Below are 22,760 nucleotides of genomic sequence, written 5' to 3'. Positions count from 1 at the left end.
TTTCATTGGATGAACTATGGTAGAAACCCCGCAAAATCAAACGCAAGGAGCGCCGCTGTCCATCAGCGAACCCAGCAGTCAGGCCGTCGCGGTACTCGGCGGACGGCCTAACGGCCAGGGCATTCGGATACTGGACGTCAGCGAGGAGTACGTGCAGTTTTGGGGAGGAGATCGCGACCACTGGTTGGGCGCGTCGCCTAAAATCGTCCATCAAGAGGCGGCGAACGAGCAGCTCTTGACCCAGCTCCACCACGCCTTGTCGGGTGGCAAGCTGGGCCTGGGATGCTCTCTCTCCGGCTTGGACCACGCTGAGGAAGCGCTGCTCTCCAAGGCGCCGCGGCCGCTCATCGAGTGGCGTGTCACCGCCATGTCGATGCCCGGATATGCCGATAACGTGTTGGTATTGGTGCAGCGCGACATCACCCAACGGGTGGAAAAAGAGGCCGAGCTCAAGCGTCTCGCCACCACCGATATGCTGACTGGGTTGATGAATCGCGCCCGGTTCGATTACCTGTTAAAACACGAGCTAGGGCGCTTGAACCGCTATGTGCGGCCTTTCTCGCTCATCATGCTCGATATCGACTACTTCAAGGCGATCAACGACAGCCAAGGCCACGATGTGGGCGACCAGGTCCTGCGCGCCTTGGCGGCACTGCTGGAAGACAATCTGCGTAGTGCGGACTACTGCGCCCGCTGGGGAGGGGAGGAATTCATCATTCTGGCCCCGGAAACGTCCCTTGAGCAGGCCGCCAGGCTTGCCGAGAAAATTCGTCAATGTATCGGAAGCGCCGCCTTTCCAGGCGCCGAGCGCGTGACCGTCAGTTTAGGCGTCGCAGAAGCGGCTGCGAACGACACGCCCAAAAGCATGATGAAACGGGTCGATAACGCGCTCTACCAAGCGAAAGAGAGCGGACGAGACCGCGTCGCGTGTTAGCAAATATGGCATGTTAGCAAAAAGGGGCCCAGCGGCCCCTTTGGTCGTTTTGAGTGATGGCTCTGCCTAGTGCGTCGCGATTAGCGAGGTGGCGGTGGAGTGATCTACGGCGTCGGCGAGCATTTCAGCGGTAATCGCAGATAGCGTCCAGCCCAGGTGGCCGTGGCCCGTGTTGTAGAAAACGGTCGGCAATTTGCCAGGGCCGACTTTAGGCAGCATATTCGGCAGCATCGGGCGCAGGCCCGCCCAAGGCACCACTCGTTGAGTACTCACGCCGGGGAAGCACTGCTCTACCCAGCGCACCAGCGGCTGAATCCGGTCGTTACGAATGTCGCGGTTCGCGCCATTAAACTCAGCGGTACCGGCCACGCGGAAACGGTCGTTCCCCAGACGGCTGGTCACCAGCTTGGTCTCGTCATCCAGCAAGCTCACCGTCGGTGCGGCCTGCTGTGAGGCTGCATCGTCCAACTGCACGGTGATGGAGTAGCCTTTGACCGGGTAGATGTTCACGCGGTCGCCCAGCTGGGCGGCGATGGCACGACTGCCGACCCCGGCACACACCACCACGCTATCAAAGCTTTGGCGTACCTTTTCACCGTCGACGGAAGCGCTGACCCAGGCACTGTTCTCATCCGCACCCAGGTCGGTCACCTGGTGGCCGTAGTTCAGCCGCACGCCGCGTTTGGCCGCGGCCTTGGCGAGGCCGTTGGTGTATTTGTGAATATCCCCGGTAGCGTCGCTTTCGGTGAAGAAGCCGCCGTAGTAGCTACCCGCGAGCGTGGGTTCGATGGCGCGCATTTCTTCTGGTGTGACCGCCCTACGCTCGAGCCCGCCTTGGTGCAGAAGCTGTGAGACCTTAGCGGCATGCTCGTAGCCCGCTTTATCGCGGTAGATATGCAGAATGCCTTTTTGTTTCACGTCGAAATCGATCTGCTCGTCTTGCGCCCACTGAAACAGATGCTCCCTGGCGGCAATGGCGAGGCGCGTCGTTTCGATGGTGTTGTCGGCATAGCGGGGGATGGCGGCGATAAATTCCGCAAACCAGCTCAGCTTGTGCCAGGTAGGACGAGGGTTGACGAGCAGTGGGGCGTCGTTTTTTAGCATCCAGCGCAGGCCTTTGATGACCGTTGGCCAGTGGTTCCATACCTCAGCGTTGGAGGCAGAAAGCTGCCCGCCGTTGGCAAACGAGGTTTCCATCGCGGCGTAGCGATGCTTTTCAAACACAGTGACGTCAAAGCCGCGTTTCACGAGGGCGTAGGCGCTGGTAATACCGGTAATACCACCGCCAATAATTGCAATGCGTTGCATGAGTCTCTCCACAGATTGTATGAGCGTCGGGTGATACCCCAGCAAACGTGTTTGCTAGGCGTACCCCTTCCGTCATGGAACCTGAGAGATTCACGCCGATGATGTGGCGCTTGCTCCTTCGGTGGGCTGAGTGACGCCGTCATCAACCGCTCTTCGGAACGTATTGGTAAAAACGTTAGCGGCTGCGGTCCGTTGGCCTGAGAGTTTCCGGGGTCGTTGCTCCTTCGGCGCTGGTGTCGTGTACCAGTCTCTCCCGCAACTGCGTACTTAACGTTGTAACGCGGCGGTGCTAAAAAGGGAATAGGCGAAAGGTGGAAGCCGCTCAATCGCGTGGCTTTGCCAGGCTGCGTGTTTTCACACACAATGCTTGCTATCTGCAACGAACTATCTGCAACGAACTATCTGCAACGAACTATCTGCAACGAACTATCTTCAACGAGCTATTTTCGAGCGATTACCTTCGATCAATCATCTTCAAGCAATGGACAACGCGCATGCAGGCAAACGGATTTTTTGAGGGCATCGGCGAGGCGATAGGCGATGCCATTCGCGTGGTGGTGGAGTTTTTGGTGGGGCTCTTCACCAACTTTTTCGGTGCTTTTGACGACTTTATCGGCGGTCTGACGCGTTCGCTGGGGATCAACGACTCGTTCTTGAGCCTCGCGATACTGCTCATCGGCCTGCTGGTGCTGTGGGGTGGGCTGCGTGCGTTTTTGCGTGGCTCCATCATTGGCGGCATTTTCCGCACGCTGATTGGGCTCTTTATCCTATCGTGGCTGATGATGTAGTACTAAGACGATAGGGAAAATAAAGCGTTTCCCTCGTGCGTAGCTAGAATCCGTAAAAGAGGTCCTGAGCCTCATTCATGTCACTATGACGCATCGTCATTTGCTTCTTTGGTGCATTTTGTCATCATCTGCACTCTTTTTGTGCAAAGGCGAGTGCGATGAAAACGTATCTTGGCAAGATGCGCGGAGAACGAACGCCGCGCCCCCGGGTGGGCTGGCAGGATGCCTGCTGGTCGTGGCTGGGTGCCTTTACTGGCATGGCGCTGATTTGCTGGCTAAGCGCCGAGTGGCTCTCCCAGCAGCTGTTGATCGTGGGCTCGTTCGGGGCAACCTCGGTGCTGATTTATGCCGCCCCGGAAAGCCCCTTTGCCCAGCCCAGCCATGTGCTGTTTGGCAGCGTGCTCTCTGCCTGTGTGGGCGTGGGCTGCTACCAACTGCTGGGGGCCACGCCGCTGTCGATGGCGTTGGCGGTGTCGCTCTCCATTTTGGTCATGCAGCTTACCCATACCGTTCATCCGCCAGGGGCTGCCGCTGCGCTGATTGCCGTGGCAGGCGGTGCCAGCGTGCATCAGTTGGGCTGGTGGTATCCTCTGATCCCCATTGGCGCAGGCTGCATCGTCATGCTGGTGGTGGCGATTCTGGTCAATAACTTGGCGCGCCACCGCCGCTATCCGCGCTACTGGTAGCGCTGTAGCTGCGCTTCCAGGGCAAAAATATGCGCATCCTCGGTGCCCAGCTCGCGCAGCGCTTGGGCGAGGTTCAGCAAGTAAGCGCTGTTGGGGCCGCTGGGGCCGTGGGCTTGGGCAATTTGCTGGGCGATGTCGGCCAGCGGGGCATCGCCTAAAAACGCTGGGTTGTCTTCGCTGGCCAGATAAATCAGCCCCTCGCTAGGCGCTTGGTCGGCGTCAGGGTTACCCGCTTCATCCAAAAACGTCAGCGTGACTTTTTCCCGTAGGTAGCCGTTTTTCTCCCGCACATCCAACGGTGCGAGCACCTCTGGGGTGATGCGGTAGGCCATGCCGTGACATACCGCACCTTCGGCACGAATCAGCGTCGCCACACGCCCCGGCGCTTCCGGCGTGCCGCGGTGGTCGTGGGAGCCCTGCCAGAAGCGCCGCGCCCAGCCGGTAATCGCCGCAGGCCGGCGCTCTAAATAGTCAAAATCGGCCTTCCAAATCAGCGAACCGTAGCCAAAAAGCCAGATATCCGCATGGCCGTCGAAGAAGTTTCTTTGCTGGTTTAACGTCGTGGTATCAAGCAACATAAGCGATCTACATTTGTGACCAAAGTGGCTGCACGCGCATGGCGTTAACGGTGGTTCATCATCCGGGTTATACGATTGATTTACCAGCCAATCACCCCTTCCCCATGGAAAAGTTTCGGTTGCTTCGGCAGCTATTGGGTGAGCAAACGCTGGCCTGCCCCATCGAGTGGCACACGCCCCAACCGGCTACCATAGAAAGCCTCCAGCGCGTGCACACCCGTGAATACGTCCAGGCGTTTTTGTACGGCCAGCTCGATCGTGCCGCTCAGCGACGTAGTGGATTCGTGTGGTCGCAAGCCTTGGTGGAACGAGTGCGGCTGGAAACCGGCGGCACGCTGCTCACCCTGGAAGCGGCCCTGACCACCGGGCTTGCCTGCAACTCGGCGGGCGGCACGCACCACGCCCATGCGGATGCCGCCAGCGGCTACTGTTTGATCAACGATTTAGCCGTGGCCGCCGCCCACGCGCTGGCGCAGGGCTGGGTAGAGCGGGTGCTGATTGTGGATTGCGACGTGCATCAAGGCGATGGCACCGCGCGGCTCTTTGCCAACGAACCCGGCGTGTTTACCTTTTCCATGCACGCGGCGCGTAACTTCCCCGCCCGCAAAGCAAAAAGCGACCTGGATATCGACCTGCCCAACGGCATGGAGGATGCGGCTTATCTGGCCGAACTCGCGTCTTGGCTGCCTGGGGTACTCGCCGCGTACCAGCCAGACGTAGTGCTCTATGATGCCGGGGTGGATGTGCATCACGATGACCGACTGGGCTACTTATCGCTCAGCAGCGACGGGCTCTATGCCCGGGATCACTACGTGTTGAACCTTTGTCGTGAGTCTGACATTCCCGTGGCGGCGGTCATCGGCGGCGGCTACGACCGCGATATTGCCGCCCTGGCTACACGTCACGCCCAGCTACATCGAGCCGCTGCGGATGTGCTGGCGGCTCATTAACGCTTTGATTGAAAAGGACGAACGCGATGCGCGCTATTTTTCTTGTCGATAACGGCTCTCTGCGCCCCCAGGCGACCCATAATCTGCGCCGGGTGGCGGCCGCGTTGAGCGAGACGCTAGGGGAGACTGTTCAGGCGGCCTCGCTGCTGCACTCCAATAAAATCCCCGCTGAAGAGGTCGATGGCATTCCCGCCATTACGTTAGGCCCCGCCGCCGAACGCAGCGCCGAGGCAGGCGCCACCGAGATTATCGTGCTGCCGTTTTTCTTCGGCCCCAGTAAAGCGCTAACGGGGTACTTGCCGGAGCGAATGGCCGCGCTACAGGCCCGTTTTCCTAACGTGTCGGTGCGGGTTGCTCAGCCACTGGTAGATGAACTTGGGAGTAACGATCTGCGCTTGGCACAGCTGTTGGCCAATAACGTACGTGCGCAGTTGCCTGAACAAGGCGCTGCCAAGGTCGCGCTGGTGGACCACGGCAGCCCCATTCCCGACGTTACCGCCGTGCGTAACCGCCTGGCTGGGCAATTGAGCGTGCTGCTGGGCGACGACGTGCGCTGCGTGGCGGCGGCTTCCATGGAGCGACGTGACGGCGACGAGTACCGCTTTAACGAGCCGCTATTGGAGCACCTGCTGGATACGCCTGAATTCAGCAGCGGGAACGTGGTGCTGGCGATGCTGTTTCTCTCCCCAGGTCGTCATGCCGGTGAGGGTGGCGATATCGCCGAGATCTGCGCCGCCGCCGAACAGCGCCACAGTGGGTTGACGGTGACGACCACCGCGTTGGTCGGCGAGCACCAGGGGATCGTTGAGATTTTACACTCACGCCTGCGCCAAGCGCTTGACGGAGAACGCTTTCTGCTTGAAATGCCTGCGCAGTAGTCAAGTGCCCGGTTAAGGGAAGCGCGCAAGGGGAGATGTAACGTTGCCCAAAGGCGCGTAGAATCGCGAGCTTTTGCAAGCGTGCTCGTTTCTCCAACAGCGCTTCCTCGTTAACCAGGGCCTCTATCTTGATCGCAACCGCCAACATCACCATGCAGTTTGGGGCCAAGCCCCTGTTCGAAAATGTTTCCGTCAAATTTAATAACGGCAATCGCTACGGGTTGATTGGCGCGAATGGTTGCGGTAAGTCCACCTTTATGAAAATCCTGGGAGGCGAGTTGGAGCCCTCGTCTGGCCAGGTGATGCTGGATAGCAGTACCCGGCTGGGTAAGCTGCGCCAGGACCAGTTTGCCTACGAAAACGAACGGGTCATCGACACCGTTATCATGGGCAACGCCGAGCTGTGGAAAGTGGCCGCCGAGCGCGAGCGCATCTACTCGCTGCCTGAAATGAGCGAAGAAGACGGTATGGCCGTAGCGGATTTAGAAGTGCGCTACGCCGAGCTGGATGGCTACACCGCCGAGTCCCGCGCGGGCGAGCTGCTGCTGGGCCTGGGCATTCCTATCGAACAGCACACCGGCCCCATGAGTGAAGTCGCGCCTGGCTGGAAGCTGCGCGTGCTGCTGGCCCAGGCGCTGTTCTCCGACCCAGACGTGCTGCTGCTGGACGAACCCACCAACCACCTGGATATCAATACTATCCGCTGGCTGGAAGAGATTCTAAAAGCGCGCAGCAGCACCATGGTGATCATTTCCCACGATCGTCACTTCCTGAACAGTGTGTGTACCCACATGGCGGATCTGGATTACGGCGAAATCACCCTGTTCCCCGGCAACTACGACGATTACATGACAGCGGCCACTGCGGCCCGCGAACGTCAGCATGCGGACAACGCCAAGAAGAAGGCGCAAATTGCCGAGCTGCAGCAGTTCGTCAGCCGCTTCTCGGCCAACGCCTCCAAAGCGAAGCAGGCCACCTCGCGGGCGCGCCAGATCGACAAGATCAAACTGGAGGACATCAAACCCTCCAGCCGGGTGAGCCCGTTTATCCGCTTTGATCAAAACAAGAAGATCCACCGTAACGCGGTGAACGTGGAGGCGATTACCAAAGGCTACGACGGCGAGCCGCTGTTCAAGCGTTTCTCCATGACCGTGGAAGCAGGTGAGCGCATTGCCATCATCGGCCCTAACGGCATTGGCAAAACCACCCTGCTGAAAACGCTGGCGGGGGATCTTCGCCCAGACGCCGGTGAAGTGAAGTGGACCGATGCCGCCGAGCTTGGCGTATTCGCCCAAGACCACGCCGATGACTTCGCCAATGACGCCACGCTGTTCGAGTGGATGGGCCAGTGGACCAAAGGCGGTGAGCAGGTGGTACGCGGCGCGTTGGGCCGCATGCTGTTCTCCAGCGACGACATCAACAAGTCGGTGAAGGTGATCTCGGGGGGCGAGCAGGGGCGAATGCTGTTCGGTAAGCTAACGCTCACCAACCCCAACGTGCTGCTGATGGACGAGCCCACCAACCACCTGGATATGGAGTCCATCGAGGCGCTCAACCTGGCGTTGGAGAACTACCCCGGCACGCTGCTGTTCGTTAGCCACGACCGGGAGTTCGTCTCCAGCCTCGCCACCCGCATCATCGACATGCAGCCGGATGGCATCGTCGATTTCAGCGGCAGCTACGACGACTACCTGCGCAGCCAGGGCGTGGTGTAGCGCTTAACCAATGATTTGAGCGTAGGTGGCCTCGGTGGCTGGCTCTCGGTCGGCATCCAGCATGTCGCCGCTGAAGGTCTCGTTCATCTCTTTGGCGAGTTCCACATACACGTGCATCTGCTGATTGCGGCGTTTGTGCAGCGGCGGCTTCACCAGCAGGCTAACCCCCCGAATGGGCTCGTGGGTTTCCCCGCGCAGCAGGTCGGGCATTTCCCCAGGCGGGAAGGCGTTGGCCACGGTAATCGGGTTAGATGCCTGCTGGCCGTCGATCAAAAACACCTTCTTGATGGCGTCGTAATGGGCGCCCTTGCCACGCAGCCACTCGGTCAATCGCTCATCGGTGGTGACATCCGGCTGGTTGAAAATGACGAACAGCGAGTGCTGTTTGACCTTCCCCGTGCGCTTGGCGGGAGCGGGCGGCGGCTCTTCCGCTGGCGGCGGCGTAGGCGCGGCGACCGGTGCCTCTGCTGCTTCGGCCTTGGCCTTGGCGCGACGTCGTTTGGGCACTACGACGTAAGCGAAAATCACTACGGCCAGCACCCCTAACAGCAGCGAGGCAAAGGCCAGTAGAACGGGCAGTGACGTTGTATCCATGGGGTAACACCCTTTTGTTAGTTAACCCTTAGGCGCTATTTAATCGCAAAATGGTGGCGTTGAGTGCCAGCGCGAGAGCGACCCACAGCCAGTAAGGCACCATTAGCCACGCGGCGAGGCTATTCACCTGGGCAAACAGGCCAATGGCCAGCGTAATCAGCCCCAACAGCAGCACGATATCCACCAGCGCGGCGGCCATCTGTTTGCGCCCAAAAAACAGCCATGACCACGCCGCATTGACCAACAGCTGCACACCATACACAGCAAGGCCCGCGCTACGCAGTGGCGAGTCGTCCGCCATATAAATCCGCCAAGCCGCAATCGCCATCAAGAGATAGAGAATCCCCCAGGCGATGGGGAACGCGAGATCGGGCGGCGTCCAGCGAGGTTTGCGCAGCGCCCGGTACCAACCATCGGGACGAAAGCGTGCGCCCGTGGCGGCAGCGGCACCCACCAGTAGCAATGAGACCAGCAGCGCCAACAGCGAAGCGAGCATAAACCACCTGTTCGTGAGTAAAGAAACGCGCGTTAAAACGAGAGAATCAGTAGCCTAGCAGCGTTTTAAAACACGTAGGCATAAAAAAAGCACCACCTAAGTGATGCTTTTCGTCCATAAGGGTTCCCCCAAAAGGGGAAACCCAGCCCTGCGCATCGCGAAGAGGCTTAGCTCATGCGGTCATAGCCGTTATCCATGAACGGATAATCGGTGTAGCCCTTCTCATCGCCGCCATAGAACGTTTCATGGTTCGGCTCGGTGAGCGGGGCGTTCACGCGGAAGCGCTCCGGAAGATCCGGGTTGGCAATGTAGGGGCGGCCAAAGGCCACGGCATCGGCAGTATGTTCGCTGATGCGTGCTTCGGCGCGCTCGGCGTCGTAGTTGCCGCAGTAGATCAGGCTGCCGCTAAAGCGTTCGCGCATCTGCTCACGGAAACCGGCAGGGAAGGTGATGTCGCCGCCCGCCCAGTTCGGCTCGTTGAGGTGCAGGTAGGCGAGGCCGCGCTTGGAGAGCTGCTCTGCCATGTAGAACGCCATCGCTTCCGGCTCATCGTCGGTCAAGCCGAACAGCTCGATGAACGGCGTCATACGAATGCCGACACGCTCAGCACCAAACACTTCCACGACCGCATCGACCACTTCCAGCGGGAAGCGGGCACGGTTTTCCAGCGAACCGCCGTACTGGTCGGTGCGCTTATTGGTGCCGGTGGCCAGGAACTGGTTCAGCAGGTAAGCGTTGGCAGCGTGGACTTCGACCATATCGAACCCGGCGCGCTTGGCACGGATGGCCGCTTGGCGGTAATCATCCACGATGCCAGGAATCTCGTCGGTTTCCAGCGCACGTGGCGTGCTGGTGGGGTGCTGACCAGCGGTGCCGTCTTCGAATTCAACAAAGCACTGAGCGCCTTCACCTTTCAGCGCGCTAGGGGCTACCGGCTGCTGGCCGTTGGGCTGCACCATCTCATGGGAAACGCGGCCCACGTGCCACAGCTGAAGAGCAATACGACCACCCTTGGCGTGAACGGCATTCACGACGCCTTTCCAGCCTGCTTCCTGCTCATCGGTCCAGATGCCGGGTGTGTACACATAACCACGGGCAGTGGGAGAAATATTGGTGGCTTCGCTAATGATCAGGCCCGCACCGGCGCGCTGGCCGTAATAAGCTTCCTGCATCTTGCCCGGCACGCTATCCGGCGTGCGCGAACGGGTCAGCGGCGCCATGATGACGCGGTTAGGAATGTTCAGGCTACCTAGCGTGGTAGGGGTAAACAGCGTCTCGTACGCCATAGGGCAAAACTCCTTTGAAGCAGTGGTTATCATCGTGGCGAATAGAATAGACCAGTTTACTAGTAAGCGCCAACGACGATGCTATGCCCTAGTTAATGGGGACGGACGCGCAAAACAAAACCCCGCCGAGTAAATGAGGCGTGGTTGAGGAGGGGGCAAGGCGGTGGAGAATGCCTCTGGTGTGGTCTCTCATCACAGAATTGCATTTGCCAGCACCGTTCTACATCATGAGGTTAACTTAAACATGATAGGGGCTAACGCGTGCTTAATACCTCAATCCAGTGCCCGAGCAAGCAGCATGAAACCTAAGCTCCCCATCAATATTAATGACCTGCTCCATCACCGCACCGTAGAAAGCGAGAGGGTCGAGTACAAGGAGGGCTGGAACCCTGAGTCCATCCTGCACACCTTGTGTGCTTTCGCTAATGACTTCCACAACTTGGGTGGCGGTTATGTGTTGGTGGGGGTTGCTGAAGAAAATGGCCAGCCGCAGTTGCCACCTATTGGTCTGTTACCTGAGCAAATCGATGCCATTCAAAAAGAGCTGTTAAATCTTGGGCACTCAGCCATTGCGCCGCACTATCATCCGCTCACCGCTACCTACGAGATTCAGGGGGCCACAATTCTGGTGTTGTGGGCTCCTGGCGGAGAAACACGCCCTTATAAAGCCAAAACTAGCCTGAGCAAGAAGAGTGATTGGGCCTATTACCTGCGTAAACATACCAGCACGGTGAAGGCCTCGGGGCAGGATGAGCGTGAGCTGCTGAGCTTAGCAGCCACCGTGCCTTTTGATGATCGCTATCGCCAATCGGCAAAATTAAGCGACCTTTCTCCCTATTTAATGCGTGATTTTTTGCACGACATTGGTAGTGAGTTATTGGCTGAAGCCCGCGAGTTGGATATTGAAACCCTGGGTCGCCGCATGAACGTGGTGGGTGGCCCAAGCGAAATGGCTTTCCCCAAGCATGTAGGTCTGCTGTTTTTTAATGAACAACCTGAGCACTTCTTTCCAGCCACCCAAATAGACGTGGTGTACTTTCCAGACGGAGCTGGTGGTGATCATTTCGAAGAAAAAGTGTTTAAGGGGCCGCTTGGCCGCATCACTCGTGATGCCTTGGACTATATCAATCGCAACTACCTTAAAGAGGGCGTAACCAAACACGCTGATCGTCCTCAGGCTGAGCGTTTCTGGAATTTTCCGCTGGCTGCTATTGAAGAGGCGGTGGTAAATGCCGTGTACCATCGCTCCTATGAAATTCGTGAACCCATTGAAATACGTATTGATGGTCAAGAGCTGATGGTACTGAGTTTCCCAGGGCCAGATCGCTCTATCCGCTTGCAAGACCTGCAGGCAGGTAAAGCCGTCAGCCGCCGTTACCGCAATCGGCGCATTGGTGAGTTTTTAAAAGAGCTGGATTTAACCGAAGGACGTTCAACGGGTGTGCCAAAGATTCTTCGCGTGATGAAGGCGAACAATTCTCCAGAGCCGATATTCGAAACCGACGATGAGCGTAGCTACTTCTTAATTCGCTTGCCTATTCATACAGGTTTTTTGATTGATGAGGTTACTGCGGTTGAGGGCACCCCTGATGTCACTGACCAAGTAGGGACTAAGCAAGGACTAAGTAAGGAGCAAGTAGATCTGCTTCAGGCTTGTGTTGAAGAAGCCCCTATCACACGTTTGATGAACGTAGTGGGGCGCTCCAACAGAACCAAGTTCCGTGCGGCGGTGCTGAATCCACTGCTTAATTCTGGGTTGATTGAAATGACTCAGCCCGACTCGCCACGTAGCCCAACTCAGAAATATCGATTAACCGCGTTGGGTAAGCAAATACTTGCCAAAAATAAAGGTTAATTGACTGAGCGTGGTTTGCTCGTGGCTATCCTCTCGACCAAGGCCAGCGACGTTTAACCGGCGTATCAATCTGCCCGATGGCGCTGGTGAGCGGCAGCATAATGGCGCTGAGCTGGCGGTGGCAGACGGCGCTGCTGAGTACGCCGGGGCACTGTTTGAGCAGCAGGTCGCACTGTTGGGAGGCGATAAAGAGCTGCTCCACAACCGCAGGCGCGAACAGCGGCTTGGCCTGCTGGCAGCAGCGGGTCAGCTCTCGGGAGAGCATTGAGAGCATGCTGGTGTCTAGCCAGCAGGGAAGCGGGTCTTCTAGCCGTCCGGCAATCGAGTGCTGAACGGCTTCAAACGATGTGCGTAAAAACAGCAGGGTTTGACGAAGCTGGCGCTGTTCACTGGTCATGTGACGTCCCTTTACCTCAACGGCTCTTTATCTACCAAGGTGTTGGCTAAAAAGAGAGTGTTTCTCATTTGCATTTATGGTGAAGATAGCCTCCCTCAATCGCGGTGTCAATCTCAGGCTATTGTCTCGAACTATTCAAGGGCCATTATCACGGGCCTGATAAAGCTGCCAATCATTGTTGGTGAGCGGCTTGGCACCCTGTTCGGTGACCACCACAGTATCGCTTAAGCCAACGCCCCACTGGCCGGGCACCCGCAGGCAGAGCGGTAAATGAAACACCATGTTGGCTTCAAAGGTGCGCGTTTGGCCTTTGGCAATGTAGCCCGTGCCTTCTACCCAACTCGGCGGAAACTGCGCGCCCACGGCGTAGCCAAACACTCCGGAGAAAAACAGTTGGTCGCGTTGAGGGGCCAGCAGGGTATCAGCGGCCTGGGCGGCGGCATCAAAAGAGTGGCCGGGGCGCATGGCCTCGCAGAGGTTTTCAAACATCGAGCGGCAGAGCTCTTGGGTGGCGGTGAGAGCGGCGTTCGGGGTGCCGGTTACGGCGGTGCGCATCATCGGTGCGGTGTAGCGCTGATACGCTGCGCCGAACTCTAAAAACACGGGCTCGTTGGCCTGAATCACGCGGCGTTTATGGTTCACGTGAATCACCCCAATGCGGTGCCCGCTGGTCACGATAGGCTGCAGGCTCATAAACTCGCTGCCGTTTTCGAGGAGCGCTTTAGCGCCAATGGCGGCAATGTCGTTATCGGTCATGCCGGGTTGAATGGCGGCCATCGCCGTCTCTAAGCCAGCGGCGGTGATGCGGGCGCTCTCTTTGAGCATCTCAAGTTCGGCGCTGCTTTTGACGATTTTGATGGCATCAAGCAGTTCGCCCGCTTCAAAAAAGCGCTCTTTACCCACCGCCTTGGCTAAGGCGTCCATCACGCCCACCCGCAGCCCGCTGCTCCAGCCGTCGATGCCAATACGCGGGCAGGGGGTTAACAGGTCGGCTAGTGGAGCGATGATTTCATCCAGGTTTTCCCACCGGTAGCCAATAATTTCGTCGACGCGGGCGGTCACCACCGCAGCCCCCGTTTCAATCGAAGCCACTTGAAGAACGAGCTTGTCTTGCGTGCAGACCAAGCAGGCATGCACCGACACCTCAAAGGTGTGATAACCGGTGAGGTAGTTAATATCAGCGGGGTCGGTGAGCAGCAGCGCGTCTAGCTCGCGCTGGGCCATGGCGTGGCGCACCTTCTCAAGGCGCGCTTGATACTCAGCGGGGGAAAAGGGTAGCTCGCTTTGGGCAAGCGATGCGGCAAGGGCTTCGCGGTAGTGGTGGTAATCCATGGCGACCTCCAGCGTTAGGTAAGGTCAGTATAGGTCGCCCTCTAAAGCGTGCCGCGAAGGCCCTCAACGATTAACGGGTTAACAGATACACCCCCTGCAGGAAGTAAAACACCCCAATGCCGGTGACGATCCAGCGGGTCCAGGTGCGGAAATTGGCGTCGGTCAGGCGGTGCAGAATCCGTGTGCCGGTTTGGGTGCCCAGCATGGCAAATGGGGCGGCCAGTAGCACGATGCTCCACTCACCCACGCTGAGCGCAAGGGCGGCACCTAAGTAGAAGAGAATTTTAATGGAGTGGGCGACCACTTGAATCATGGCCTTAGTGGCCACGACTTGGCGGCGGTCCATCTGCGAGCGCACAAAGAAGATATCGATCAGCGGGCCGGATACCCCGGCGGCAATCGTGAGGCCACCCGAGGCGATGCCGCAGCAAAACGCGTGGCTGGCGCGATGGGCATCGAGCTGGAACCAGTGCTTGGGCGTCCAGACCAAGATGGGCAGCAGCCCGATTAATAAAGAAACAGTGGCCGCATTGGGCGTGTAGTTAAACAGCAGCAGAAGCCCAGCCGCGCTGAGTACGCCCAGCGCCATAAGCGCCACAATGCGCCACACGATAAAGCGCCGCGAAAGCCACGCCCGAGAGGCATTGGCCGTTAACTGAATGACGCCATGCACGGCCATGGCAGTACTGGCGGGGAATATCACCAGCAGGAACCACAGCAACACCAGCCCGCCCGCCATACCAAATACGCCGGAGAGCATGGAAGTGAAAAACACCACGCCGACAAAGGCGAATCCCATTAACAGTGTCATGAAAGACGCCCTCAGCTACGACAGAATGGCCACACCTGATAGAACTTGCGGCACTGGAACTCTGCCTGGCAGCTGTTGAGCTGGGCCTGGTAGCGGTTGGAAAGGCTCGCCACTTGGCGGCCTGCGTTGAGCACCTGGGGTTTACTGCGATAAGTGCCCCGCTGATAGCCGCCTGCGCCCTCGTGGTAGGCGTAATAGAGGTGCTCAGGATTGTTGAGCGAAATGCCCGTTTGCGCGCGAGTGCGGGCGTTGTACCAGCCAATGAAATCGGTGGCGTGTTTCATATGCGTGCGCCGGGCAAATAGGCTGCCCGCTTGGTCTTCGTACTCGCCCCACACCGGGTCTTGAGCTTGGGCGTAGCCTTTGGCGGAAGAGGGGCGCGGGCCGGGAATAAAGCCAAGGTAGTATTTGCGGTCTGGGCGCACGTGGCTGCGAAACGAGGACTCCCGCTGAATAAACGCCATTTGGGTCGCGATGGGCGTTCCCCACTTCTCTTCCGACGCTTGCGCGTAGTCGTACCAGCTAGGCTGTTCGCGGAAAATCTCGCAGATATTGGTCTGATCCTCCGGCGGGCTGGGCGCAAAAGTAGCGCACCCAGAGAGCAGCAGTAGGGCAGCGACGGCCAGCCAACCGCGTAGCTGGGCGGTGGAAGAGGAAGCAGCGGAAGAGAGCGTAGAGACCCAAAAGCTATCAACAGGGCGATGCATAGGACGGTCCTTGTGGATAAGACGTATTGCTCACGTTTTGTGTAGTGTACTGATGACGGATAAAGCGCGTTGGGCGCTTAGCGCAGCAGCGGCTCCAGGCAGCGGCGCAGGCGCTGTGCCTCTCGCACCAGCGTTTCCCCAGAGAGCATGCCCACCCCCATCACCAAACCAACGCGTGGGTCGTTCGGCGCACACACTGGGCTTAACGGCCGCACGATTAAGTGCTCTTTCAGTAACGATTGCGCGATGGCCACATCGTTAATGCCCGGCTCGAACTCCACGCAAAGGCTGATGGCACTGCTGGGAGCCGACACCGAGCGCACGTGGGGCAGCGAGCGCAGCTGGTCGTGCAGCACCTGCTGGCGGCCTAAATAGTCCCGCTGAATGCGCCGACACCAGGCATCCAAATCACCATCAAAAATAAACTGGGCCAGCACGGCTTGGTCCAGCATACGGCCCTCGCGAAACAGCTCGCTGCGCAGGCGGTTCATGGGCCCTGCCAAATGGCGCGGCACCACCAAGTAGCCCAGCCGCAGGCCGGGAAACATCATCTTAGAGAAAGAGCCTACCAGCAAATGGCGTTCAGAGTGGGCATCGAACAGCAGGTTGGGGTGGTCGTCGCGGTTAAATTCATAGTCATCTTCCACCACGTAGGTGGGCGATAACGCCTCACACAGCCGCTGTTTATGCTCGGCGCTGGTCGGCACGCTGAGCGGATAGTGGTGCGAGCCGGTGAGGTAAGCCAGCGCCACGGGGCCGGGAGTGGCGGGCAAGGCATGACCAGCTTCAGGCCGCCACGGCAGCATTTCGATGTTAAGCCCGGCGGCGGTAAACACGTTGCGCGCACCCCAATAACAGGGCGACTCCATGGCCACCGTATCGCCCACATCCGCCAGGGCAACGGCGCACAGCTCGATGCCGTTGTGGGTGCCATCGGTAATGATGATCTGCTCGGTATCGCAATGGATATCCCGCCAGCGGGCCAGGAAATCACGAATCGCCCGTTTCAGCGGGCCGTAGCCGCCGGTGGAGTAGGAGAGCAGCAGCGCATTTTGCGGCACCGTCACGCTGGCGTAGAGCTGCCGCCATTTGCGCATGGGGAACTGAGCGATATCGGGAATGCCGGGCACGAAGGCCCCGCTTTGAATCATGCTAGCCCCAGGGCCTTGCAGCACCCGCTGGGCGCGCTGTGATAGCTGCACATTGGTGGGTGCATCGGGTGGGGGCGTTACCGGCTTGCAGGTCCAGGTGCCTTGGCCGTGGGCGGTGGTCAGCAACTGTTCTTCCAACAGCGTGCCAATCGCCAGGGCCAGGGTTTGGCGCGCCACCTGAATGGCATCGGCCAACACCCGATGAGAAGGCAAACGCAGCCCGCTGGGCCACTGCTGCGTAATGGCTTGGCGCAGCGCCTGCTCAATGCGCACCTGCTTACTCAGCCGCTCCGGTTGGAGTGCATAAAGTTGCATAAATTGGTGCAAGACTTGCTGGCGATCCATATCAACGCCCCCTTTCCCGCGTGAAGCCCGCTGCTGTCAGGCGTTTAGACGAAAGCATTATGTCAGCTATGCACTTATTTGGTGCGTTGAAAAAGTGGTCTAGTCGAACGCCAAAGTGGTGCATTCGCGTTCTGACCGCCGCCTGCTAGCGTGTAACTATTCCGTCACTGGAATCAGGATACTGCGCCACAGAGCGCCAACGACAACATCCAATAACCTGCAGGATACTGTGCGATGACCACTCCCTCTTCTGAACAGGATAAGCTCGTCCGGGTACTGGCCCGCGGCGACGTATTAGCCCTCGCCTTCGGCGCGATGATTGGCTGGGGCTGGATTGTATTAACCGGCACTGCGATTCAATCCGCTGGCAGCGTAGGCGCTATCTTAGCGTTTATCGTCGGTGGTTTAGCGATCATCATGGTGGGCCTGACCTACGCCGAGCTGGCCTCCGCCATGCCCAAAGTAGGCGGTGAGCATGTCTACAGCTACCGCGCCCTGGGTCACTTACCCTCTTTCTTATGCACCTGGGCGATTATTTTAGGCTATTTAAGCGTGGTGGCCTTTGAAGCCGTGGCGCTGCCCACCGTCATTGAGCACCTAGCGCCAAACTATGCGGTTGGCCACTTATGGACCATCGCGGGCTGGGAAGTCAAAGCGACGTGGGTGGCTGTCGGTGTTGGCGGCTCGCTCGCCATGATGATTATCAACTACTTCGGTGTGACCACCGCAGCGCTGATCCAGAAAGTCGTGACCGGCATGATTTTGCTGGTTGGTGTGTTGTTTGTCACGGGCGCGCTGTTTGAAGGCGAAACCATCAACATGATGCCGCTGTTCACCCAGGCCGATACCGGCGTGGTGGCGGGCATTGTCGCGGTGCTGGTCATGGTGCCGTTCCTGTTCGTGGGCTTTGACGTCATTCCCCAAGCCGCTGAAGAGATTAACCTGCCTTACAAAGCCATAGGCAAAGTGCTGATGATGTCGGTCATTCTGGCAGTGGTGTGGTACGCGCTGATCATTCTGGCCACCAGCCTTGCCCTGAACAGCACCGAGCTGGCGGCAAGTTCCCTGAGCGTGCCGGATGCCATGGGCAGCCTGTTCAACGCCCCATGGGCCAGCAACTTAATGATACTGGCCGGTATTGCGGGCATCATCACCAGCTGGAACGCCTTCTACATCGGCGGTTCCCGGGCGATCTACGCCCTAGCCCGTGCGGGCATGCTGCCTGCGCCGTTTGCCAAGCTGCACCCGCGCTATAAAACGCCCACTAACGCTATCTTCCTGATGGGCTTTCTCTCCTGTATCGCTCCGTTCTTCGGCCGCCCCGCGCTGGTGTGGATCGTCAACGCCGGTGGCCTGGGCATCGTGATTGCCTACCTGTTCGTGGCCATCTCCTTCGTGGTGCTGCGGGTTCGCGAGCCGGATATGCCGCGCCCGTTCCGCATTCGTCACGGCAAGCTGTGCGGCACCCTGGCGGTCGTGCTCTCCTTCGGCATGGCGTGCCTCTACCTGCCCGGTAGCCCGGCGGCCCTGAGCGGCGCTGAGTGGTCGATCTTCGCGGGCTGGTCGCTGCTGGGGGTGGGGCTGTACATCCACGCCCTGCGCACCTACGGCCGCGCCTACAGCGACCAACACATGATGGCTGACCTGTAAGCCGTTCCAACACTTTAAAGGAGCACGCTATGAGCTTTATAGAACAGTGGTTGCACGATGCCGTACCGGCCCTGGTGGGCGGGCAGTGGCGCAAAGGCCAGCAGACCTTTGCCGTCGATAACCCCGCCACCGGCGAAACCATCGCCCATGTAGCGGATTTAAGCGCCGACGACACCCGCGACGCCGTGGCCGCCGCGTACGAAGCCGGAGCCGCGTGGCGCGCCACCCCGGTGAAACAGCGCTCCGCGCTGCTGCGCCGCTGGTTTGAGCTGATCAATGAGCACGCCGACGACCTAGCCCGCCTGATGACCCTAGAGCAGGGCAAGCCGCTGGCGGAAGCCAAAGGCGAAGTGACCTACGGCGCTTCGTTCATCGAATTCTTCGCCGAAGAAGCCAAGCGCATGGCCGGGGAAACCCTGCCCAGCCACGGCGCGGACAAGCGCCTGCTGGTACTGCGCGAGCCGGTGGGCGTGGTCGCGGCGATTACCCCGTGGAACTTCCCGCTGGCGATGATTACCCGCAAGTGCGCCCCGGCCCTGGCCGCTGGCTGCACCGTGGTCATCAAACCCGCCGAAGCCACGCCGCTGACCGCCCTGGCCGCCGCTTATTTAGCGCTGGAAGCGGGCCTGCCCGCAGGCACTATCAATGTGGTTACTGCTTCCAAACCCGCCGCTGTGGGCGAGGTGCTTACCACCGACCCTCGGGTGCGCAAGGTGTCGTTTACCGGTTCTACCCCGGTGGGCAAACACCTGCTGGCCCAGTGCGCCAGCACGGTGAAGAAAACCGCCATGGAACTGGGCGGCAACGCGCCGTTCATCGTGTTTGACGACGCTGATGTGGACGCCGCCGTGAACGGTGCCATCGCCTCCAAGTTCCGCAACGCCGGGCAAACCTGTGTATGCACCAACCGCTTCCTGGTGCAGGACGGCATTTACGATGCGTTCGTCGCCAAGCTCACCGAGCGCGTGAACGCGCTGAAGGTAGGCGACGGCCTAGCCGACGGCAGCATCATCGGCCCGCTGATCAACCAAGCCGCCGTGGATAAAGTGCAGCGCCACGTCGATGACGCAGTGAATAAAGGCGCGCGCCTGCTGTGCGGCGGCCAGCCCCACGCGGCGGGCGAACGCTTCTTTACCCCTACGGTGCTGGCGGATGTGACCACACAGATGGCCGTCGCCGATGAAGAGACTTTCGGCCCGGTCGCGCCGGTGTTCCGCTTCCAGCGCGATGAAGAAGCCATCGCCATGGCCAACGACACCCCATTTGGCCTAGCCGCCTACTTCTATGCCACGGATTACCGCCGCATCTGGCGCACCATGGAGCAGTTGGAGTACGGTATGGTGGGCGTCAACGAAGGCTTGATCTCTACCGAGCTTGCGCCGTTTGGCGGCGTGAAAGAGTCCGGGTTGGGCCGCGAAGGTTCCCACCATGGCCTCGATGAATTTACCGAACTGAAGTACGTCTGCGTAGGCGGCCTGTAAAGAGAACGATGATGACTAACCAAGAATTGAACGACCTGAAAAACCGCTTCGTGGCCAACGGTGCCGCCACGCCGACCACCCAGTTTGCCGAGCGCGCCGAAAACGCCGAACTGTGGGACGCCGACGGCAAACGCTGGATCGACTTCGCGGGCGGCATTGGCGTGCTCAACCTGGGCCACCGCCACCCGAAAATCGTCGCGGCGGTCGAAGCGCAGCTCAAGAAAGTCATGCACACCAGCGCCGCGGTCATTTCCTACGCGCCCTACGTGCAGCTGTGCCAAAAGCTCTGCGAACTCACCCCGGTGCGTGGCCCCGAGCGCAAAGCGATGCTGGTGAACACCGGTGCCGAAGCTCTAGAAAACGCCGTGAAGATCGCCCGCGCCGCCACTGGCCGCACCGGCATCATCACGTTCGACGGTGCCTTCCACGGCCGCACCATGATGACCCTGGCGATGACCGGCAAGGTGCTGCCCTACAAGAACGACTTCGGCCCCATGCCGGGCGACGTGTTCCGTGCACCGTTCCCCAACCCGCTGCACGGCATTAGTGAAGAAGCCTCGCTGAACACCATTCGCACGCTGTTCAAAACCGATATCGCCCCGCACCGCACAGCGGCCATCGTGATTGAACCGGTACAGGGCGAGGGCGGCTTCTACATCGCCTCCCCGGACTACCTGAAAGCCCTGCGCGCCCTGTGTGACGAACACGGCATTCTGCTAATTGCCGACGAAGTGCAGTCCGGCTTTGCCCGTACCGGCAAGCTGTTTGCACTGGAGCATAGCGGCATCGAAGCGGACATTCTCACCACCGCCAAGAGCCTCGCCAATGGCATGCCGCTCTCTGCCGTGGTCGGCACCGCCAAGGTAATGGACGCCTCCGGCCCCAACTCCCTAGGCGGCACCTACAGCGGCAACCCGCTCTCCTGCGCGGCGGCCCTGGCGGTGATCGAAGCCATCGAAGAAGAGAACATCCTGGCCCGCAGCGAGCAGATGGGCAAAATGCTGGCCGAACGCTTCGCGGTATGGGAAGAGCGCTTCCCCGCCGTCGCCCACGGCCGCCAGCTTGGCGCTATGGCCGCGTTCGAACTGCTCAACAGCGACGGCAAGCCCGACCCGCAGATGACCGGCGCACTCTGCGCCAAAGCCCGCGAGAAAGGCCTGATCCTTCTTTCCTGCGGCTTCTACGGCAACAGCATCCGCATTCTGGTGCCGCTGACGGTGTCGTCTGCGGTGTTGGAGGAAGGGTTGAGTATTATTGAGGAGTCGTTGGAGGCGCTTAGCTAGTAGCGTTTAGGTAGTACTTAGCCCGCCCATCGTCAGGTAGCGTAAGCTGTTGGCGGTGGGTGGGTTTTTTTATGGGCGTTGAAAGTCTAAGGACGAGATTGTCGGTTGCTCTCGGTGCCGTGTGCTAAGCTGGGTTTAATAATTTGCATTTTCTAGGTAAATTGTATTACAAGATAAAGCTTTAGAAATCTATTTGGCTGGAAGTTGATAGATAAAAGAAGCGAAAGTTTTCGGTGATTTTAAATTCCAGGTTTTTCGATTAAACTTATTTGGTTTTTTTGAAAGTTAGAGCGTGCTGTCTAATATCTTTGACGTTACTCTCTTGATTGGGGTAGGAGTGGTTAATTGGCGACCAATAAGAATCAGCACTTTGTCCCGCGATGCTACTTGAAACCATTTACACATGATGGAACAGGTAAAGCGATACGAGTTTTTAATATCGATCGTGAAGAGATGATCGAGAATGCTGCAGTAAAGCATCAGTGCTCAAGCTCATATTTCTATGGTAAGAATGAGAGGTTGGAAGCTGCCATTCAGATTGTTGAGCAAAAATATGCTGGCGTTTTGAAGAGGATTAGATCCTCAAGCTATAATAATTTTTTAGCAGAAGATGAGTTAATTCTCAAGCGTTTCTGGTTGTTGCAGTACCTTCGAACTGAAGCTGCCTCTAAGCGGGCGGTTGAGATGAGTAATGATTTTGTAGGGCTGGCTGGAGCAGATACTTCCTTCAATTTAGAAATACGCGATGCAGTGCAAATAGCAATGCGTGTCTTTGCTGAAAATATGGAAGTGATTGACGATTTAAAAGCTTGTTTAATTAAGAATGCAACCGAATTCCCATTCATTACATCAGATGACCCTGCTATTTTTAATAATAGGTGGTTTAAATCTGATGCTCGGCATCGTGGTTCAACCTTTGGGTTAGGATCATCTGGAGCATTAGCGATTTTGCCCTTATGTGAAAATATTGCTTTTATAGCCTACGATTCAGATGTTTATTCCATTTCTAAGAGTTGTGGGTTTGTTAAAACAAAGCGAGAAAGCGATATACATGCTCTTAATAAACTACAGTTTTTGAATGGCAGAGCGAATATTTTTCCCGGCCAAAAATTTAGTAGTCAAGAGTTAAGGGAAGATTATGTTGCATGTAAAGATAATCGTCTTAACGAAAGGCATGTTCTTCATTACGCAGTTCTAGATCGAGAAGTGGGAGAGTACAAACGATATCGAGTTGTCAGTAAGCCTGAATATGAAAGCCACCAGGAAGCGCTGGTGCATTCGCAAACCTTGTTTCCAAACCCAAAGGCATGGCCAATGCTATTGCAGTGGAGGAAGAAAGGTTTTGGTATGACAAACGGCACTGGGGTAGGCTGTGTTCGTCGGTCACGCATAGATGACTCCGGTGGCCCATCATTTGAGAAGATGTATACTGGATACTAAAAGTTGTAGAAACAAAATGCCCGTTTAATTTTTTTCTACACTGTAATTGCAAAGGCGCACTTGCTAAAAGTGTAAAGCTCTTCCCTATGAATTGA

21 protein-coding genes and 2 riboswitches are annotated in these 22,760 nt (G+C 58.2%); of the genes, 11 read left to right on the top strand and 10 right to left on the bottom strand.

Annotated elements, in window-relative coordinates; translation table 11 throughout:
- The first annotated feature begins 16 nt into the window (after positions 1-16).
- A complete protein-coding gene (locus tag QIT27_RS09870) occupies positions 17-934 on the top strand; it encodes a GGDEF domain-containing protein (protein WP_285263676.1) in 918 nt (305 codons plus the stop codon).
- Between the two features lie 66 nt (positions 935-1,000).
- On the opposite strand, the gene QIT27_RS09865 is transcribed toward QIT27_RS09870, so the two are convergent.
- A complete protein-coding gene (locus QIT27_RS09865; RefSeq protein WP_285263675.1) occupies positions 1,001-2,242 on the bottom strand; it encodes a D-amino acid dehydrogenase in 1,242 nt (413 codons plus the stop codon).
- Positions 2,243-2,301: 59 nt separating this feature from the next.
- A riboswitch (glycine riboswitch) is annotated at positions 2,302-2,409 on the bottom strand.
- 8 nt (positions 2,410-2,417) lie between these two features.
- Positions 2,418-2,508, bottom strand: a riboswitch (glycine riboswitch).
- A 228-nt stretch (positions 2,509-2,736) separates the two neighbouring features.
- Here QIT27_RS09865 and QIT27_RS09860 point away from each other — a divergent pair.
- Positions 2,737-3,030, top strand: coding sequence for a hypothetical protein (locus QIT27_RS09860; RefSeq protein WP_044630200.1), 294 nt, complete (start codon positions 2,737-2,739; stop codon positions 3,028-3,030).
- 158 nt (positions 3,031-3,188) lie between these two features.
- Positions 3,189-3,716, top strand: a complete 528-nt coding sequence (locus tag QIT27_RS09855) for an HPP family protein (protein ID WP_016915214.1) — start codon at positions 3,189-3,191, stop codon at positions 3,714-3,716.
- On the opposite strand, the gene QIT27_RS09850 is transcribed toward QIT27_RS09855, so the two are convergent.
- A complete protein-coding gene (locus QIT27_RS09850) occupies positions 3,707-4,294 on the bottom strand; it encodes a gamma-glutamylcyclotransferase (RefSeq protein ID WP_062374154.1) in 588 nt (195 codons plus the stop codon). The genes QIT27_RS09855 and QIT27_RS09850 overlap by 10 nt on opposite strands.
- A gap of 38 nt (positions 4,295-4,332) precedes the next feature.
- On the opposite strand from QIT27_RS09850, the gene QIT27_RS09845 reads away from it, so the two are divergent.
- The 3 genes from QIT27_RS09845 (at position 4,333) to QIT27_RS09835 (ending at position 7,837) form a co-directional block, all read left to right on the top strand.
- The gene (locus tag QIT27_RS09845) at positions 4,333-5,244 is read left to right on the top strand and encodes a histone deacetylase family protein (RefSeq protein WP_285263674.1); all 912 of its coding nucleotides are present in this window, start codon (positions 4,333-4,335) and stop codon (positions 5,242-5,244) included.
- A 26-nt stretch (positions 5,245-5,270) separates the two neighbouring features.
- Positions 5,271-6,122: a sirohydrochlorin chelatase gene (locus QIT27_RS09840; RefSeq protein ID WP_285263673.1), complete on the top strand. Its 852-nt coding sequence runs from the start codon at positions 5,271-5,273 to the stop codon at positions 6,120-6,122.
- A gap of 128 nt (positions 6,123-6,250) precedes the next feature.
- Entirely contained in the window at positions 6,251-7,837 is a 1,587-nt protein-coding gene (locus QIT27_RS09835) for an ABC-F family ATPase (protein WP_159343361.1), read from the top strand.
- 3 nt (positions 7,838-7,840) lie between these two features.
- Here QIT27_RS09835 and QIT27_RS09830 read toward each other — a convergent pair whose 3' ends face one another.
- The 3 genes from QIT27_RS09830 to QIT27_RS09820 form a co-directional block, all read right to left on the bottom strand.
- Complete coding sequence (locus QIT27_RS09830; RefSeq protein WP_159343360.1) at positions 7,841-8,431, bottom strand: cell division protein ZipA C-terminal FtsZ-binding domain-containing protein; 591 nt, start codon at positions 8,429-8,431, stop codon at positions 7,841-7,843.
- 28 nt (positions 8,432-8,459) lie between these two features.
- A complete protein-coding gene (locus tag QIT27_RS09825) occupies positions 8,460-8,927 on the bottom strand; it encodes a TspO/MBR family protein (protein ID WP_285263672.1) in 468 nt (155 codons plus the stop codon).
- Positions 8,928-9,094: 167 nt separating this feature from the next.
- Positions 9,095-10,213, bottom strand: a complete 1,119-nt coding sequence (locus QIT27_RS09820) for an alkene reductase (protein ID WP_285263671.1) — start codon at positions 10,211-10,213, stop codon at positions 9,095-9,097.
- 298 nt (positions 10,214-10,511) lie between these two features.
- Here QIT27_RS09820 and QIT27_RS09815 point away from each other — a divergent pair, with 298 nt between their 5' ends.
- Complete coding sequence (locus QIT27_RS09815; protein WP_285263670.1) at positions 10,512-12,068, top strand: RNA/DNA-binding domain-containing protein; 1,557 nt, start codon at positions 10,512-10,514, stop codon at positions 12,066-12,068.
- Positions 12,069-12,093: 25 nt separating this feature from the next.
- On the opposite strand, the gene QIT27_RS09810 is transcribed toward QIT27_RS09815, so the two are convergent.
- The 5 genes from QIT27_RS09810 to QIT27_RS09790 all read right to left on the bottom strand — a co-directional run bounded on the left by QIT27_RS09810 (position 12,094) and on the right by QIT27_RS09790 (position 16,811).
- A complete protein-coding gene (locus QIT27_RS09810; protein ID WP_253506391.1) occupies positions 12,094-12,465 on the bottom strand; it encodes a hypothetical protein in 372 nt (123 codons plus the stop codon).
- A 135-nt stretch (positions 12,466-12,600) separates the two neighbouring features.
- On the bottom strand, positions 12,601-13,797 hold the full coding sequence (locus QIT27_RS09805) for a M24 family metallopeptidase (RefSeq protein ID WP_285263669.1): 1,197 nt from the start codon (positions 13,795-13,797) through the stop codon (positions 12,601-12,603).
- Positions 13,798-13,867: 70 nt separating this feature from the next.
- Complete coding sequence (locus QIT27_RS09800; protein WP_285263668.1) at positions 13,868-14,608, bottom strand: sulfite exporter TauE/SafE family protein; 741 nt, start codon at positions 14,606-14,608, stop codon at positions 13,868-13,870.
- An 11-nt stretch (positions 14,609-14,619) separates the two neighbouring features.
- The gene (locus tag QIT27_RS09795; protein ID WP_217352972.1) at positions 14,620-15,315 is read right to left on the bottom strand and encodes a transglycosylase SLT domain-containing protein; all 696 of its coding nucleotides are present in this window, start codon (positions 15,313-15,315) and stop codon (positions 14,620-14,622) included.
- A gap of 77 nt (positions 15,316-15,392) precedes the next feature.
- Positions 15,393-16,811: an aminotransferase-like domain-containing protein gene (locus QIT27_RS09790; protein ID WP_285263667.1), complete on the bottom strand. Its 1,419-nt coding sequence runs from the start codon at positions 16,809-16,811 to the stop codon at positions 15,393-15,395.
- A gap of 234 nt (positions 16,812-17,045) precedes the next feature.
- Here QIT27_RS09790 and QIT27_RS09785 point away from each other — a divergent pair, with 234 nt between their 5' ends.
- The 4 genes from QIT27_RS09785 (at position 17,046) to QIT27_RS09770 (ending at position 22,665) form a co-directional block, all read left to right on the top strand.
- Positions 17,046-18,461, top strand: a complete 1,416-nt coding sequence (locus tag QIT27_RS09785; RefSeq protein WP_159343352.1) for an APC family permease — start codon at positions 17,046-17,048, stop codon at positions 18,459-18,461.
- Positions 18,462-18,490: 29 nt separating this feature from the next.
- Positions 18,491-19,942 (top strand): NAD-dependent succinate-semialdehyde dehydrogenase, encoded by a 1,452-nt coding sequence (locus QIT27_RS09780; protein ID WP_285263666.1) that lies wholly within the window; start codon positions 18,491-18,493, stop codon positions 19,940-19,942.
- Positions 19,943-19,953: 11 nt separating this feature from the next.
- Complete coding sequence (gene gabT / locus QIT27_RS09775) at positions 19,954-21,225, top strand: 4-aminobutyrate--2-oxoglutarate transaminase (RefSeq protein WP_285263665.1); 1,272 nt, start codon at positions 19,954-19,956, stop codon at positions 21,223-21,225.
- 345 nt (positions 21,226-21,570) lie between these two features.
- Positions 21,571-22,665 carry a DUF4238 domain-containing protein gene (locus tag QIT27_RS09770; RefSeq protein WP_285263664.1) on the top strand — a complete coding sequence of 365 codons (1,095 nt, stop codon included), beginning with the start codon at positions 21,571-21,573 and terminating at the stop codon, positions 22,663-22,665.
- Positions 22,666-22,760 lie beyond the last annotated feature (95 nt).

Origin of the sequence: Halomonas sp. LC1 (genome assembly GCF_030247125.1) — a bacterium.
GTDB lineage: Bacteria > Pseudomonadota > Gammaproteobacteria > Pseudomonadales > Halomonadaceae > Vreelandella.
This window is presented reverse-complemented; position numbering and strand designations above follow the sequence as displayed.

What these genes read in the sequence shown, in the direction of transcription:
- QIT27_RS09870 (WP_285263676.1), top strand. Translation starts at nt 17, where the DNA reads ATGGTAGAAACCCCGCAAAATCAAACGCAAGGAGCGCCGCTGTCCATC.
- QIT27_RS09865 (WP_285263675.1), bottom strand. Translation starts at nt 2,242, where the DNA reads ATGCAACGCATTGCAATTATTGGCGGTGGTATTACCGGTATTACCAGC.
- QIT27_RS09860 (WP_044630200.1), top strand. Translation starts at nt 2,737, where the DNA reads ATGCAGGCAAACGGATTTTTTGAGGGCATCGGCGAGGCGATAGGCGAT.
- QIT27_RS09855 (WP_016915214.1), top strand. Translation starts at nt 3,189, where the DNA reads ATGAAAACGTATCTTGGCAAGATGCGCGGAGAACGAACGCCGCGCCCC.
- QIT27_RS09850 (WP_062374154.1), bottom strand. Translation starts at nt 4,294, where the DNA reads ATGTTGCTTGATACCACGACGTTAAACCAGCAAAGAAACTTCTTCGAC.
- QIT27_RS09845 (WP_285263674.1), top strand. Translation starts at nt 4,333, where the DNA reads ATGGCGTTAACGGTGGTTCATCATCCGGGTTATACGATTGATTTACCA.
- QIT27_RS09840 (WP_285263673.1), top strand. Translation starts at nt 5,271, where the DNA reads ATGCGCGCTATTTTTCTTGTCGATAACGGCTCTCTGCGCCCCCAGGCG.
- QIT27_RS09830 (WP_159343360.1), bottom strand. Translation starts at nt 8,431, where the DNA reads ATGGATACAACGTCACTGCCCGTTCTACTGGCCTTTGCCTCGCTGCTG.
- QIT27_RS09825 (WP_285263672.1), bottom strand. Translation starts at nt 8,927, where the DNA reads ATGCTCGCTTCGCTGTTGGCGCTGCTGGTCTCATTGCTACTGGTGGGT.
- QIT27_RS09820 (WP_285263671.1), bottom strand. Translation starts at nt 10,213, where the DNA reads ATGGCGTACGAGACGCTGTTTACCCCTACCACGCTAGGTAGCCTGAAC.
- QIT27_RS09815 (WP_285263670.1), top strand. Translation starts at nt 10,512, where the DNA reads ATGAAACCTAAGCTCCCCATCAATATTAATGACCTGCTCCATCACCGC.
- QIT27_RS09810 (WP_253506391.1), bottom strand. Translation starts at nt 12,465, where the DNA reads ATGACCAGTGAACAGCGCCAGCTTCGTCAAACCCTGCTGTTTTTACGC.
- QIT27_RS09805 (WP_285263669.1), bottom strand. Translation starts at nt 13,797, where the DNA reads ATGGATTACCACCACTACCGCGAAGCCCTTGCCGCATCGCTTGCCCAA.
- QIT27_RS09800 (WP_285263668.1), bottom strand. Translation starts at nt 14,608, where the DNA reads ATGACACTGTTAATGGGATTCGCCTTTGTCGGCGTGGTGTTTTTCACT.
- QIT27_RS09795 (WP_217352972.1), bottom strand. Translation starts at nt 15,315, where the DNA reads ATGCATCGCCCTGTTGATAGCTTTTGGGTCTCTACGCTCTCTTCCGCT.
- QIT27_RS09790 (WP_285263667.1), bottom strand. Translation starts at nt 16,811, where the DNA reads ATGGATCGCCAGCAAGTCTTGCACCAATTTATGCAACTTTATGCACTC.
- QIT27_RS09785 (WP_159343352.1), top strand. Translation starts at nt 17,046, where the DNA reads ATGACCACTCCCTCTTCTGAACAGGATAAGCTCGTCCGGGTACTGGCC.
- QIT27_RS09780 (WP_285263666.1), top strand. Translation starts at nt 18,491, where the DNA reads ATGAGCTTTATAGAACAGTGGTTGCACGATGCCGTACCGGCCCTGGTG.
- gabT (WP_285263665.1), top strand. Translation starts at nt 19,954, where the DNA reads ATGACTAACCAAGAATTGAACGACCTGAAAAACCGCTTCGTGGCCAAC.